The 11,575-nt window shown below is 60.5% G+C and carries 10 protein-coding genes; 6 read left to right on the top strand and 4 right to left on the bottom strand.

The genetic code is table 11. From position 1 onward, the window contains the following. Positions 1 to 83: 83 nt before the first annotated feature. The 3 genes from QZ964_RS03505 to QZ964_RS03495 are packed head-to-tail and all read right to left on the bottom strand — an operon-like array spanning position 84 to position 4,896. Positions 84 to 2,285 carry a TonB-dependent siderophore receptor gene (locus tag QZ964_RS03505; RefSeq protein ID WP_292528835.1) on the bottom strand — a complete coding sequence of 734 codons (2,202 nt, stop codon included), beginning with the start codon at positions 2,283 to 2,285 and terminating at the stop codon, positions 84 to 86. A 17-nt stretch (positions 2,286 to 2,302) separates the two neighbouring features. Further along, entirely contained in the window at positions 2,303 to 3,598 is a 1,296-nt protein-coding gene (locus QZ964_RS03500; protein WP_292528832.1) for a di-heme oxidoredictase family protein, read from the bottom strand. Then, positions 3,595 to 4,896 (bottom strand): extracellular solute-binding protein, encoded by a 1,302-nt coding sequence (locus QZ964_RS03495; RefSeq protein ID WP_292528830.1) that lies wholly within the window; start codon positions 4,894 to 4,896, stop codon positions 3,595 to 3,597. Before QZ964_RS03495 ends, QZ964_RS03500 begins: the two co-directional genes overlap by 4 nt. 427 nt (positions 4,897 to 5,323) lie before the next feature. Between QZ964_RS03495 and QZ964_RS03490 the strand changes: the two genes are divergently transcribed. The 3 genes from QZ964_RS03490 to QZ964_RS03480 all read left to right on the top strand — a co-directional run bounded on the left by QZ964_RS03490 (position 5,324) and on the right by QZ964_RS03480 (position 6,742). Further along, positions 5,324 to 6,115: a TOBE domain-containing protein gene (locus QZ964_RS03490; RefSeq protein WP_292528828.1), complete on the top strand. Its 792-nt coding sequence runs from the start codon at positions 5,324 to 5,326 to the stop codon at positions 6,113 to 6,115. Positions 6,116 to 6,224: 109 nt separating this feature from the next. After that, positions 6,225 to 6,557, top strand: coding sequence for an acid-activated periplasmic chaperone HdeA (hdeA, locus tag QZ964_RS03485; protein ID WP_292528826.1), 333 nt, complete (start codon positions 6,225 to 6,227; stop codon positions 6,555 to 6,557). A gap of 35 nt (positions 6,558 to 6,592) precedes the next feature. After that, positions 6,593 to 6,742 (top strand): lmo0937 family membrane protein, encoded by a 150-nt coding sequence (locus QZ964_RS03480; RefSeq protein WP_292528824.1) that lies wholly within the window; start codon positions 6,593 to 6,595, stop codon positions 6,740 to 6,742. Here the strand turns inward: QZ964_RS03480 and QZ964_RS03475 are convergent. Next, positions 6,739 to 8,397 (bottom strand): adenosine deaminase, encoded by a 1,659-nt coding sequence (locus tag QZ964_RS03475; RefSeq protein ID WP_292528821.1) that lies wholly within the window; start codon positions 8,395 to 8,397, stop codon positions 6,739 to 6,741. The genes QZ964_RS03480 and QZ964_RS03475 overlap by 4 nt on opposite strands. A gap of 744 nt (positions 8,398 to 9,141) precedes the next feature. Between QZ964_RS03475 and QZ964_RS03470 the strand changes: the two genes are divergently transcribed. The 3 genes from QZ964_RS03470 to QZ964_RS03460 are packed head-to-tail and all read left to right on the top strand — an operon-like array spanning position 9,142 to position 11,560. Then, complete coding sequence (locus QZ964_RS03470; protein ID WP_292528820.1) at positions 9,142 to 9,558, top strand: SxtJ family membrane protein; 417 nt, start codon at positions 9,142 to 9,144, stop codon at positions 9,556 to 9,558. Between the two features lie 13 nt (positions 9,559 to 9,571). Further along, on the top strand, positions 9,572 to 9,718 hold the full coding sequence (locus QZ964_RS03465; protein WP_292528818.1) for a DUF5989 family protein: 147 nt from the start codon (positions 9,572 to 9,574) through the stop codon (positions 9,716 to 9,718). 6 nt (positions 9,719 to 9,724) lie between these two features. Further along, positions 9,725 to 11,560, top strand: a complete 1,836-nt coding sequence (locus QZ964_RS03460) for a carbamoyltransferase (RefSeq protein WP_292528816.1) — start codon at positions 9,725 to 9,727, stop codon at positions 11,558 to 11,560. The last annotated feature ends 15 nt before the right edge of the window (positions 11,561 to 11,575 follow it).

Below are 11,575 nucleotides of genomic sequence, written 5' to 3'. Positions count from 1 at the left end.
GAACCACTTGCCAAGCGGACGGTCCACATACGACAGACCCGGCGACGGGATCGACCGCTATTCGTATCAGGGGGCCGGGCTCTCTAAAAATTCACCTTCGACGCAAGATAGAAGCTGCGGCCGGGAGACGGGTATCCGTCGGCGAGCACATAATAGTCGTCGAAAGCGTTGCGCACGCCGCCGGAGAATTTGATGTTGTCGCCCGGCTGATAGTCGACGTTAAAGTTCGTCATGCAGAATGCGCCGATCCGATAGTACCATTGGCCATTCGTCGTGGACGTCCAGCGAGCACCGTCTATTTCAATATTCGGCGTGAAGGTGAGTTCGGGAATCGGGCGGTAGCCGGCGTAAAGAAGCAGCTTCACGTCAGGCACGCCGATCGGCTGAAAATTGACGATCGACGGCGAATAGACGCGACGCCGCATCAGCGTGAGATTGCCGCCGAGTGAGAAATCCTCGCGCGCGAAATAGTCGGCGGAGATTTCCGCGCCATAGAATCTGCCGCTGCCGACATTCTGGGACTGCGTGACGTTGACGCCGAACTGGGGCGCCGGCACGCTTTGAATCAGATTGTCGACGATGCTGTAAAAGACGTCGACCGAGACTCGGCTTCCAGGCGCGAACAGGCTTGACCAGCCGAGGTCGAAATTGGTGGCCCGTTCCGGCCTTAGCGCAGGATTCGACGTCGCGCCGCCAAAGCGGGTGCTGAAACGTTCGAATAAAGTCGGATAGCGCGTCCGGCTCGAGCCATTGAAGTAGATTCGGTCCGTGTCGTTATAGCGCCAGATGGCTGCGCCCTGATAGTTCGGCGCCTGCACGTCGAGCGGCCGATAGTCGATGACGCCCTGCGGAACCGCAAAGCCTTGCGCCTGGCGCAGATGCCGCCAGTCGTAGCTGAAGCCCGCAACGATATCGATATCCTGCCTCGGGTGAAACGTGTTCTCGACCGCCGCCGAATAAGTGTCTTCAATGCTTGCAATCACCGGCTGGGTGAAACAGGGCGCGCTGATCACGCAGCCCACGCGCGTGCCGCGGAAATTCTGCCCGAAGTTCTCCTGCCACTCGGAATGATTATCGAGCCGGTAGAAGAACAGCGCTTTCAGCGTGTCGACGTCGCCGATCTGCGTCCCCGCCTCGACTTCGGCGCCGAGCGCATAGTCAGCGTATTGGCTGTTGAAAGACCGAGGCAGCGACTGATTGATGAAGGAGGGGGCATCATAGGAGACCAATGAATTGTCGAATTTGCTCCAATAGCCGCGCATCTTCACATAGGCCGCTTCATTGAGCTGAGTCCTAGACAGGAAATAGAGGTTCTGGACGCGCCAGTAGGGCCACCGCCAGAAGCGCTGCGTGGCGATCGGATCAGTTATGTGTAGGGGCGCGCCCTTTTGGCCTTCCTGTCGGCTGAAGCTTAAGGAATATTCGTCGGTGGCGTTGGGCGTCACGGCGACACGCGCATTCATGTTGTAGTCTTGGGTGTAGGATTGCCCACGCATGCCCGGTCCCTGCGCAAGGGTCGAGCGATAGCTCGCGGGCAGCATCCATCCGTCGTAGTTCTGAAACGTGCCGCTGAGCTGCGCGTACCAGAGATTGTTTTTCGTGCCCGCGAAGCCGTAGGTCATCGGTCCCAGGAACGTGCCGTCGCGGCCAAAATCGAAACGCGTGCGCCATTCGGCTTCGATCTCTCGGGTCGGCCGCCGCGTCACCAGATTGATCTGGCCGCCCATGCCGCCCGGACCGTCGAGCACCGAGACATAGCCCTTGGCGATTTGCACTTCGGCGATGTCGGCGGTCAGAAAGCGCGCAAAATCGAGTCGGTTGTCGACCGGCAGATAAACCCGAACGCCGTCGACGGTGAGCGGCACCTGCCAGCGATCGAAACCGCGCACATAGATATTTTGCTCGTTGCGGGAATTGCCCGAAATCTGACTATTGACGCCCGGCGCAATATTGACTGCGCTGTCGAGCGTCGGGCGCGCAAAAGTCTCCATCTGTCTGTTGGTGATGGTATAGCCACCGAAGGCGTCGGTGTGCTGCCTTGGCGTCGGGCCATTGTCGACGTTTTCGGACGGCGGCGCCTGCGTCCTCCGCGACTCGCCGTCGCCGGGCTCCGCGACTCCTGCCGGCACGCCAAGCCGACGCGCACCGACTTTGATCTGACCGAGTTCGAACGCTTTCGGCGCATGCACTTCGATCGGCGGTAACGGCGTCTGCGCGCTCACGGGCGCCGAAAGCACAAGAAGCGCGCCGCCTGAGATCGCCGTTGTCGTCAGCAGTCTGGTCATCGTTGCCCCCATGGACGTCAGAGAGAGTTGAGGAAAGCGAGCAGCGCGTGGCGCTGGGGTTTGGGAAGACTGCAGAATGCGTCGGCGGAGGCTTGCGCTTCGCCGCCGTGCCAGAGGATCGCCTCAGTGGGCGTGCGCGCCCTGCCGTCATGCAGAAAATTGGCGCCGTCTCCGCCTTTCCCGGCGAGACCTAGCCCCCAGAGCGGCGGCGTTCGCCAATCGCGCGAGCCGGCATCGAAGTCGTCGCGGCCGTCGGCGAGCCCCTCGCCCATGTCGTGCAGCAGAAGGTCGGTGTAGGGATGGATCTCGGCGCCATCGAGCGCCGGTTGCAGCGCAAAGTCCGCAACATGCAACGCGTCGCGATGACAGTCCGAACAACCGATAGCGCGAAACAGGCTTTCGCCGTCCGCGACGCGCGGATCTTGAGGATTGCGCCGAGCCGGCGGCGCGAGCGCCCGGATGTAGGTTACGACCGCATCAAGTTGAGCGTCGTCTAACTCCGGCTTCGGCGCGCCAAGACATGCGCTCTGAGTCGGCGCGCAGTTTTCAAACGGAAAGAGCGATGAGGTTACGCCAATCTCGTCGGCAAAAGCGTTGGCGATCTGCTGCCTGAGATTCGGTTGATTGGCTTTCAGTCCGAAGCGGCCGAGAGACTTCCGGCCGTTCTCAACGCTGAAGACAAAATTTGGTCTGCCCTTGCCGGCGAGAATTTCGGCGTCGCTGACGGACTCGATCAAGCCCAAGCCGAAGACGGGCGGCGCATTGCGCAGCGAGGTCTTCGTCTCCGGCCCGAGCGCGCCATAAGCGAGATTGCGGAAGGAGAGTTTTGGTCGTCGAAGCGTTGTTGTTTCGCCGTCGGATAGCGTCACATCGAATTCGGCGTATTCGACGACGGCTTGGCCTTCGCAAGCGACGCCCGGAACGCCCTCGGGATTGAGCTGAGCGCCGTAATGTGGATGGGCGCGCGGTCCGCCATGCGAATCCCGTCCTTCGACGCTCAGCCTCGCCGCCATTGTGCGCGCCACGCCATTTTCGCTGTCTGGAGCGGCGCCGCGTCCGTTCTTGACGTGGCAGGCGATACAGGAAAGCCGATTGTAGAGCGGACCGAGACCGACAAAGTCGGGATGATCCTGTGAAGGCCCGATGATCCAGGCCTGCCGGAATATGCCGCTCCCCTGGCGAAAGCTCGCGGCATGATTGGCGTCCAGTCCCTCGATCGGCTGGGTGAACGCTTCGCTCTCCGGGCCGTTCGCCTCGTAGCGTCCGGCGCCGGCAAGCATCGCCGCGCAGAGAAGGACGCCGATGCGCTTCATGGCGCGGGCTCCAGGCTTTTGACGAGGTCGCGCGCCTGTCGCCGCGCAGACGCGATCTGATCGCGCCATTGCGCGATCAGTTGCGGATCGATCGCGTCGCGACGCGCGAAGCGCTCGAGGAACGCCGGCGCGCGCGATTCGGTTTCCGAAACGGGAACGAAGACGACGAATTTCTTCGCCTCGCGAATGACCGCCATAGCCTTGGCGTCGGGGGCGAATTTTCGCTCGGCGTCGTGAATCTTGCGCCACAGTTCGGCGTTGTCGGCATGGCCTTCGACAATCGCGAGATCGAAAAGGAGCGTTATCAGCGGCGGCCGCCGGCGGCCGATCTCGGCGTCATAATCGAGGAGCGTCGGCGACGGCAGGGCAAAGGGATTAACGAATCCCTCGGAGGCGTTCTGATAGGCGTCGGGTCGCGCCGGATGCCGGCGGCTGTCGCGCTCCATCATCAATTGCTGGCCGTCTTTCGACAACAGGAAGTCGATGAAGGCATGCGCGCCGGCGACATGCTTGGAGCCGGCGGTCATCGCGACATGAGCGGGTAGAAACGCGGTGCGCTCCGGATAGATCATCTCCACCGGGGCGCCATTGGCCCTAGCGGTCTCGGCGATGAAATCGATCGTCAGCGCAAGGGCCGCTTTGCCTTCACGTACCGAGGCCGTCGGCGCGAATCCGGAATCGAGCAGCGTCGCCTCGCCGGCCATCTCGCCGATGAGGCGCCATCCTTCCGTCCACCCTTCGCTTTGCAGAAGGATGTCGTAGAGCGCCGGCGAAAAGCCGACCTTGCCGGCGATCGGCATGGCCATTCGGCGCGCATATTCGGGCGAGGCGAGGTCTCGCCAGCGACGCGGCGCCGAAAGTCCGGCGGCCGCTAGCGCCCCCGGATTCGCGACGATCCCGTAGCCTGCGATGTCATATGCCTCGTACAGGCCAGTCGGATCCGACAACTCCTGCGCGACCAGCCGTCCGGGAAGCGCCGCGCGGTCGACCGAGATGTCGCGAAAGGCTCCGCGGTCGCGGAGGAGCGCAAAATTCGACGGCGACGGCGCCCAGTACAGATCGGCGCCGCCTTGCTCCGGCTTGGTCAGTTCGGCCAGCGCGTCGCGCGACTGCCTCCAGACGAATTGGACGTGAATTTGCGGGTGCCGGCGCTCGAACTCGCGCTCATAGCGGGTCGTCAATTCTTCTGGAAAGCTTGTGACGACGACGACCGTTTCCCGCTCCGCCGCCTGCGGGCGATCGGCGCCAGAAACGTTTATAAAACAAGACAATACAGCGGCGGCAAACGCGCGAAACATCGATTTCGATCTCGTTGTATATTTGCAGTACATAACCAACTACTACAACGTGCTGTATAAGAGTCAATACGCGAATTTTTTGCAGATGTTGATCAGTATGTAGGCTGCGATCCACAGGCGCCACCTATCACGCTGTGTTACAATTAAATATTGCGCATGTGATAAAATTACAACATTGAATCAACATGATGCGCGAGGCGTCCCGACGCTGGCGGGTCGTTCAGGCGGCTTTACTGCATTTTGTCGAATTCAATACAGGCAATAGTAGGATTCATACCAAACGAACAATCGAGCGAGTTCTCTTCGATTCAGCTTTTCACGGAATCTCCTCGGCAAAATCGGCCGCGAACATGCTTGAGGAGCCAGACATGGGCGGTTGTCACCGGCCGTTCGACCCTGTATCGGGGCGACAAGGCAGGGCGCTGACATGGCGGACAGCAAGATCGATGCTTCACTGGCGCTGCGCAGCGAGGGCCGACTCCTTGTCGGCCGCGATCGCGTCAAGCTGTTAGAGGCGGTCGCGCTTCATGGCAGCATCACCAAGGCCGCCAAGGCCGCCGGCTTCAGCTATAAGGCGGCATGGGATGCGGTGAACGCCATCAACAATCTGCTGCCGACGCCGGCCTTTCTCACCAAGGCGGGCGGCCGCAGCGGCGGCGGTGCCGAAGTGACCGACGAAGGACGCCGGCTGATCGCCACCTTCCACCGCCTCGAAGAAAAGCTCGCGCGCATATCCGAGACGATCGCCGAAGAGGGTCTCGCGGGCGCCGAGGATTTTCTGCTGTGGACCACGGGCATGACAATTTCGGCGCGCAATGTTTTTCGCGCCGAAGTGACTCAGGTCAAGAAGTGGCCGGTCGACGTTGAAGTGACGTTACGCGTGTCGGAAAAGGATACGATCCTGGCGATCGTCACCAACGAATCAGCGGAGCGACTGGGCCTTTCTCGCGGGCGCAAGGCGCTGGCGCTGATCAAGGCGTCCTTCGTCAATCTGGCGCCCGCCGGGGACGCGACGCCGCTGCAGCGCAACTGCTTTCGAGGCGTGGTCACGCAGCGGGTCGACGCCGAGCGCAATAGCGAAATCCTGCTCGACATCGGTTTCGGAAAGACGATGACCGTGGTGACGCCGCGTCGCCACGTCGAAGATATGGGATTGAAGGAAGGGGACGCCGCCCTGGCGACCTTCGACGCTTCACACGTCATTTTGGCTGTGGAATAGCGGCCTCCCGAGGCGTGGACGACTGCAGCGAAACTGGATAAGAGCGCAATTCCGCAATAGTCTCGCCTTTCCGCGCCTTGACGGAAGCGCGAGGCCGAAGGAGCGTCCTATGAAGCGAATCTATTTCATCGCCGCGGCAGGTTTATCCTTTTATGCGACTGATCTCGTAGCGGATACAAAAAAGCCGACGTCCAAATGGACGTGCGAGGAATTCCTGGCGATCGATGACCAATTTCAGCCAAAAGTGATCTATTGGGCCTCCGCTCAGAGCAAGACGGGCAGGCCGCTCGGATCGGCCGTCGACATCGAAGGCGCCGAGAAGGTCATTCCGATGGTCATCGACGACTGCAAGAAGGCGCCGAAAGAGACTTTCTGGAACAAGCTCAAGAGCGCTTGGAAAAAGGTCGAAGACGATGCGAAGTCTCTCGGCAAAAAATTGTGACCCCCTTGCCGTCTGGCCAAATGGAAGGCTGAACAATGCTTGAAACGATCGCGGTCATCCTCGTCATCATGTGGCTGCTCGGGCTGGTCTCCTCGTATACGATGGGCGGCTTCATTCACATCCTGCTAGTGATCGCAATTGTCGTGATCATTTTGCGCGTCATCCAGGGCCGCAGCATTCTTTAGCGAACGCCGCGCGAGCGCTCACGTCTGGCCGACGACCAGGGCGGGGACGCCAGCGCAACGCCGTTCGCCGGCTTTCCGATCGGCCTGCTCCATTCCGACTCGAAGCGGGCGAAGCGCGCTTCGAGCTCCCACTGCAGTCTGGCTTTTTCTGAACCCGCCAAGAAGCGGCTGCAGTCGCGCGAAGGCGCACTCCCCCCAAGTTGTCCATCCACGCAAGCGGAAACAGGGCGCGCGGCTGCGGGATCCCGCCACAAGCTTTCGCCGGGAAGAAAGGCGTAGGTCAGACTATTGCGAGAGAGCTGTTTCAAGTCGCGATAGGAAAGTTGATAGGCGTGCGCGGCGCGCTGGTACTCATGCGTGAGATCGATTCGCGATACGCCTTCGTCGTCTGTCGACAGCGCCGTGGGCACGCCCGCGTTACGATAGAGCGGAAATGGATGGTCCGCGCCTTCGACGCCAAGAATTTGCGCATTGGAAGTGAGATTGATCTCGACCATTATTCCATCGCGCGCCATTCGCCGCATCAGTTCTTTGGCGTCGCGTTCGAAACCTATGTCGACGCCGTGACCGATGCGCTTTGCGCCGGCGACCTCGACCGCCTCGCGAATATGGAAGGTCAGGTCTTTGGGAGGAACGAGACCCATTGTCAGCTCGCCAGCGTGGAGACTGATCCGCGCTTTTGGATGCCGGCGTCCGACATCGCCGACGATACGCATCTGATCGCTGTAGTTTCGCAGCGTGCTTTCATCATCTTCCGCAGCAACGAGGTTCAATCCGACGACCAGACCGTCGAGCGAGGCGAGGCGCGCGGCAAGCGCCGTCTGCGCAAACAACTTCGCGCGGTCGACATTACGATAGACTTGAGCGAGAAACCGGACGCCAACGTCGCATCCGGGCCGACGATGAACCGCGTCGCTACAGGCGAGTCGCCGGTCCTTGTCGGCGACGACCGCTGCGACGCTCGCCGCCGCCCGTTTGACAACATCGCCGAGCCCTTCGCTGTCGAGCGCAGCAAGCATTGCGTCAGGATCGTCTTTCCAGCCGATCTTCTCGCCCAGATCGCGCGCCTCGCCCATCAGCGGACTTATCATCAACTCGAGATAGAGGACATTCTGGGACGCGGCGCGATCGACAACCTCCGCGAGGGCGGCGCCGATATTGTTTCCTGTTACATCTGAAAAGCGGAAGAAGCTGTTGAAGAACTGATCATGGCTGCTCACCCGCGCGGTGATAACGTCGCGCATCGACCAAGCATTGATCGCGTCTCGGTAGGCTTGGGTGGAGCGCAACGCCTCGGCGAGAGGCGGCTTGGATGCGGCGTCGCAAGGCGGCGGCAACGCCGCCTTGCTTGCGACGTCGAAACACCAGCCCTCGGCGCGAGCCCAGGCCAAAGCGCTTTCCGCATACACGGCGCCGGCAAGGTGATTGTGCAAATCGGCGCCTTTCGGCATTTCGGCAAGGAAGCTGCGCAGAGCCGCGCCATTGCCGCGGAGACGATCCAGGGCCGCCGAAGCATCATTCACGTCGGCGCTTGACTTGTCTCGCGCGCTTACGGCGCAGCCGCCCCAGGCGATCGCGAGTATCGTCCAGAGAATGCGCAGCGGCGCAGAGGTTGGCCAAATTTCAGTGAAAGGGCGACGCAGAGGCGAGGTCATGAAAGGCTCCGGAAATGCAGCGTCTCAACCGAACCGAAACTCCGCTTGGCATTCGACTACGCAAATCGAATTTTTGCAAAGGAAGCTTGCTCAATTCAGTCGACCTATGACAGGACTGACGCTCATAATCTGGCGACTCCTTCACTGAAAGCCTCGGCGTTCTCTACGAACAGTCTTCGTCGGCTTTTTCGCGCAAGCGTTTCCCGCGATTGACGTATTGAATGGGGGCGTCTCGAGTTACGCGCCATCCGTCTATTGCGAGAAGCTCAAATATCTTCTCGACTCCGGGCTCAGGTTCGACGAAGCGGTCGTCTATGTCGATATCTCCGACATACAGGACGAAGCCATCCTCTATTCCTATGACGTGAACGGCGTATTGCAGATGGGCTTGTTTCAGACCGGCCCGAGGAGTGTTCGCCGGCGCCGCGCCCGCCGCTGCAGCGTCCGGAGAAGCGCTGGTGGGAGAAGGCCTCCAATATCGGCGAGTGCCTCGGCCAGATGCGCTATTCGCGCAGTGGCGACGGCAGGTTTCCCGGGGCGGCGCAACCTTCAGAAAAGGCGATAGAATTCTCGTCGATGAGACCCGGCCGCAGCAGAACCGGCAGCTTGATACCGGCGGAGATATCCATTAGTTTGCACCCTCAAATGAAGCGATGCGGAAATGTTTGCAAGGCCGCGAAAGTTTGCTGTTCGCGGGCCTTGGAGTTAATTTGCCGTCGAGGCGACCTGGGGGGTCTCGTCTGAATGTCGCATGAGGACTTTTCGAGAGACCGTTCGGCCGCGATGGGATCCGATCGATCGTTCGGATTCGTGATCGCCGCAGCGATTGCGATCATCAGCATGTTGCCAATTCGGCACGGCGAGGCGCCCAGTTTCTGGGGACTTGCGCTGGCGCTCGCCTTCGCCGCAGCCGCGTTCGTCGCGCCAGCCAAACTGCGGCCGCTTAACCGGCTTTGGTACAAGCTTGGATTGGCGCTGCACAAAATCACCAACCCGCTCATCATGGGCGTCCTGTTCTTTGGCGTGATCGTCCCGATTGCGGTGATTTTCCGATTGCGTCGCGCCGACCCGCTCAAACTTTCGTTCGACAAGAACGCGACTTCCTACTGGACCATGCGCAATACGCCCGACGAGGCGAGCGACATGAGCAAGCAGTTCTAAGGAGACAGGCAAAATGAGTTTTCTGGCCGAACTCTGGGATTATCTGAAGACCCGAAAGAAATACTGGATGGCGCCGGTGCTGGTCATCATGCTGCTGATCGGCGCCCTGATCGTTCTGCAAGGCACCGCGGTCGCTCCGTTCATCTACACGCTCTTTTAAAGCGCGATGCGGATACTTGGCATCTCCGCCTTCTACCACGACAGCGCTGCCGCCGTGGTGGAGGATGGCGAAATTATCGCCGCTGCGCAGGAAGAGCGATTCTCGCGCGTTAAGCACGACGCGCGCTTTCCGCGTCACGCGATCGACTATTGTCTTGAGGCAGCCCGCGCAACGCCTCAGGACATCGATTTCGTCGCCTTCTACGACAAGCCGTTCGTGAAATTCGAGCGGCTGCTGGAGACATACGTCGCCTTTGCGCCACGCGGATTCCAGTCCTTCAAGATGGCGCTGCCGCTCTGGCTGCGCGAGAAGCTCTTTCAAAAGTCGCTGCTGCTGAAGGAGATGAAAGCCTATTCGGGGGATGTCGACTGGGCGAAGAGGCTGCTGTTCGCCGAGCATCACTTCAGTCACGCCGCCAGCGCCTTCTATCCCTCTCCCTTCAACGACGCGATCGTTTTGACCATGGACGGAGTCGGCGAATGGGCGACGACATCGGTCGCATTCGGCAATAACAATCAACTGACCATGCAGCGCGAGCTGCGCTTTCCGCATTCGCTCGGCCTGCTTTATTCGGCCTTCACATATTATACCGGATTCAAGGTGAACTCCGGCGAATACAAGCTGATGGGCCTCGCCCCCTATGGCGAACCCAAATATGCGGACTTGATCCTGAACCGCCTCATCGACCTCAAGCAGGACGGCACCTTCCGGCTCGATCAGTCGTATTTCGACTATTGCACCGGATTGCGAATGACCAACGCCAAGTTCGACGAACTTTTCGGCGGTCCGGCGCGCAAGCCGGAAGAATTGCTGACGCAACGCCATATGGATATCGCCGCCTCGATACAGGCGGTCACCGAGGAGATTGTCCTCAGATTGACCCGCGGGCTCGCCCAGGAAACCGGCGCCCGGAATCTTTGTCTGGCCGGCGGCGTCGCGCTGAATTGCGTCGCCAACGGAAAACTGCTGCGTGACGGCAGTTTCGACCAAATCTGGATTCAGCCTGCGGCCGGAGACGCCGGCGGCGCGCTCGGCGCGGCGCTTGCCGCTTACTACGACCACAAGAAAAATCCGCGGAGCGTCAACGGCGGCGGCGACGCCATGCGCGGCTCCTATCTCGGCCCTTCGTTCTCGCAAGCCGAGATCGAGCGCCGGTTGCTAGCCGTCGGCGCCAAATTCGAAACAATGGCGGAAGGCGATCTGATCGAGGCGACAGCGCGGGATCTTGCGTCCGAGCGAGCCGTTGGCTGGTTTCAAGGCCGAATGGAGTTCGGGCCGCGCGCGCTCGGCGGGCGATCGATCCTCGGCGACCCGCGTTCAGATACGATGCAGAAGACCCTCAATCTGAAAATCAAATATCGCGAATCTTTTCGCCCCTTCGCACCCTCGGTTTTGCGCGAGGATGTCGCCGACTGGTTCGATCTCGACGGCGATTCGCCATACATGCTGCTCGTCGCCGACGTCGCTGAGAAGCATCGTCTTGCGATGACCGCCGAGCAGCAGGCGCTGTTTGGAATCGACAGGCTGAATGTTCCGCGCAGCGCAATTCCCGCCGTGACCCACGTCGACTATTCGGCGCGAATCCAGACTGTACACAAGGAGACAAACCCGCGCTATTACGCGCTGCTTACGGCGTTCAAACGCTTGACCGCCTGCCCCGTGCTGGTCAATACGAGCTTTAATGTGCGCGGCGAACCGATCGTCTGCACGCCGGAGGACGCCTTCGGTTGTTTCATGGGCACGGAGATGGACGCTCTGGTGATCGGCGACTGTTATCTCCGCAAAGAGCATCAGGACGCGTCGCTCAAGCACGACTATAAAGAGAAGTTCGAACTCGATTAATGCGGGCCTCTTTTC

This window comes from Methylocystis sp., assembly GCF_021731785.1.
GTDB lineage: Bacteria > Pseudomonadota > Alphaproteobacteria > Rhizobiales > Beijerinckiaceae > Methylocystis.
This window is presented reverse-complemented; position numbering and strand designations above follow the sequence as displayed.

Excerpts from the sequence above, each read along its gene's own strand:
- QZ964_RS03495 (WP_292528830.1), bottom strand. The coding sequence starts at position 4,896 with ATGTTTCGCGCGTTTGCCGCCGCTGTATTGTCTTGTTTTATAAACGTT.
- QZ964_RS03470 (WP_292528820.1), top strand. The coding sequence starts at position 9,142 with ATGTCGCATGAGGACTTTTCGAGAGACCGTTCGGCCGCGATGGGATCC.
- QZ964_RS03505 (WP_292528835.1), bottom strand. The coding sequence starts at position 2,285 with ATGACCAGACTGCTGACGACAACGGCGATCTCAGGCGGCGCGCTTCTT.
- QZ964_RS03500 (WP_292528832.1), bottom strand. The coding sequence starts at position 3,598 with ATGAAGCGCATCGGCGTCCTTCTCTGCGCGGCGATGCTTGCCGGCGCC.
- hdeA (WP_292528826.1), top strand. The coding sequence starts at position 6,225 with ATGAAGCGAATCTATTTCATCGCCGCGGCAGGTTTATCCTTTTATGCG.
- QZ964_RS03460 (WP_292528816.1), top strand. The coding sequence starts at position 9,725 with ATGCGGATACTTGGCATCTCCGCCTTCTACCACGACAGCGCTGCCGCC.
- QZ964_RS03480 (WP_292528824.1), top strand. The coding sequence starts at position 6,593 with ATGCTTGAAACGATCGCGGTCATCCTCGTCATCATGTGGCTGCTCGGG.
- QZ964_RS03475 (WP_292528821.1), bottom strand. The coding sequence starts at position 8,397 with ATGACCTCGCCTCTGCGTCGCCCTTTCACTGAAATTTGGCCAACCTCT.
- QZ964_RS03465 (WP_292528818.1), top strand. The coding sequence starts at position 9,572 with ATGAGTTTTCTGGCCGAACTCTGGGATTATCTGAAGACCCGAAAGAAA.
- QZ964_RS03490 (WP_292528828.1), top strand. The coding sequence starts at position 5,324 with ATGGCGGACAGCAAGATCGATGCTTCACTGGCGCTGCGCAGCGAGGGC.